This window comes from Paenibacillus sp. CCS19 (assembly GCF_033239625.1).
Taxonomy (GTDB): Bacteria; Bacillota; Bacilli; order Paenibacillales; family Paenibacillaceae; genus Paenibacillus_T.
This window is the reverse complement of record NZ_BTCK01000095.1, coordinates 1-2,006: the sequence shown is the minus strand read 5'-3', so window position 1 is coordinate 2,006 and position 2,006 is coordinate 1. Positions and strand designations below refer to the sequence as shown.

At 46.5% G+C, this 2,006-nt stretch carries 1 protein-coding gene and 2 tRNA genes; all 3 read right to left on the bottom strand.

Annotated elements, in window-relative coordinates; all coding sequences use genetic code 11:
* Window positions 1-63 precede the first annotated feature (63 nt).
* Window positions 64-138, bottom strand: a tRNA-Gly gene (locus SBI19_RS29320).
* Between the two features lie 215 nt (window positions 139-353).
* Window positions 354-1,190 (bottom strand): ABC transporter ATP-binding protein, encoded by an 837-nt coding sequence (locus tag SBI19_RS29315; RefSeq protein ID WP_317973069.1) that lies wholly within the window; start codon window positions 1,188-1,190, stop codon window positions 354-356.
* Between the two features lie 661 nt (window positions 1,191-1,851).
* A tRNA-Leu gene (locus SBI19_RS29310) sits at window positions 1,852-1,934 on the bottom strand.
* Window positions 1,935-2,006 lie beyond the last annotated feature (72 nt).

Sequence of the window (2,006 nt, the reverse complement as noted above, 5' to 3'; positions counted from 1 at the left end):
GAACTCCTGACCTTTTGATTCGTAGTCAAACGCTCTATCCAGCTGAGCTAAGGGCACATAATATGGAGCGGAAGACGGGAATCGAACCCGCGACCCTCGCCTTGGCAAGGCGATGCTCTACCGCTGAGCCACTTCCGCATTTTATCATTTCGTCGTTGACTTTCATCAGCGGCGACAAGAAATAATATAACAGATAAATCGGGCCAACGCAACTCCTTTTACGGAAAAACTTTAATTTTTTTTGCCAAATCACCTAAGAACGTTGATTCTATGCGGTTTTCTTTCTACTGTAAGAAATAAAAAAGCCGCCTCCGTGATCCAATAGACCACAGAATACGGCTTATGTAAGTCGCTTAAACAACGACTGCTTCACGCTGTTGAATGGCAGCTGGAGCTTGCGAATACTTCGTGATCAAGGCATGAGGCAGGCACAGCGGCACGCCTGAACGAGGATCATAAACAATATCCGCCTCTATATTAAATACATCTCGGAAAATTTCCGGCGTCATAACTTCAGTAGGAGATCCTTCGCCCATAACTGTACCCTTGTTAATCGCAATCATATGATGCGCATAACGGGAAGCATGGTTAAGATCATGCACAACCATAACGATCGTCCGGTTGTTCTCTTGATTGAGCTTCTGCAGCAGCTGCAGCACTTCGAGTTGATGGGCCATATCAAGGAATGTCGTTGGCTCGTCAAGGAACAAAATATCGGTCTCTTGTGCAAGAGCCATTGCAATCCAAGCACGCTGACGCTGACCACCCGACAATTGATCGACTGGACGCTCTTCGAACTCCGACAATCCCGTTGCCTCGATCGCCCAGCGTACAACAGAGCGATCCTCCTTCGACATCGATCCGAACCCCTTCTGATAAGGGAAGCGGCCATAGGAAACAAGCTCCGTTACCGTAAGACCATCTGGGGCCGTTGGGTTCTGGGGCAGGATAGCTAGCTGCTTCGCGACATCCTTCGTCGATTGCTTATGAATCGACTTGCCATCCAGCAATACCTGTCCTGCTGCAGGAGACATGATTCTTGCCATCGTCTTCAAGATCGTCGACTTGCCCGAACCGTTTGAACCGACTAGTGCTGTGATTTTACCTTGCGGAATTGCAATATTTAAATTATTCACGATCATCCGATCGTCATAAGCGATATTCAGACTCGATGTTGTCAGTCTTTCCATCGATCGTTCACTCCTTTATGCTGCCGCTCATCTGTTCCTGATGCGGACACTCTGTACGCATTCGGAACCATACAGCTTCAGAGGCTCGTTCATGCATTGATAACCATTATCACTATAATCCAATGATAATCGTTATCAGCCAGTTAGTCAATCATTTCTTCATCAAAGCATCATCGTTCTTCATTTTTGTCACATCACCGCAACAGATTCATCTCGTCACTCGTCACTCATCCCTCCTCCAACTAAGCATTCCGATTGACTCCCCCATTAATTATATCGATCCTATTCCCGCTTATGCTCACTCATACCTATCCTGGCGGCTTAGAGCGACTCTGACAGGCCATATGCCACTAAAATGCTTCAATGGCCCATTTAGCGCCTCGATCGTCTTGAAGGCTTCTTACAATTTGTTCTCAACGTTCTGCCTGTAACCCCTCACCTAGAAGCGTTATCCGGCCCAAACAGCTTCTATAGCCTTCATTGATACTTCATACGATTCACATGCTGACAAATACAATTACAATAGAGCAATACGTAGGACTCCTTGTTATTAATTCCCCTTAAATACCCTTAGAACAACCTAAACTCTGATGAGGTTATATGTAGAAAAACAAAAAAGCTCTTGAGAACATGCATTCTCAAGAGCTTGATGTGTTATGTATGGTGCGCGTAGAGGGACTTGAACCCCCACGGTCGCCCGCTGGAACCTAAATCCAGTGCGTCTGCCAATTCCGCCATACGCGCATAATACAAGTGAGCCATGTAGGACTCGAACCTACGACACCCTGATTAAAAGTCAGGTGCTCTACCAACTGA

Bases quoted from the DNA above. Each gene is read 5' to 3' on its own strand.
- SBI19_RS29315 (WP_317973069.1), bottom strand. From the start codon at position 1,190: ATGGAAAGACTGACAACATCGAGTCTGAATATCGCTTATGACGATCGG.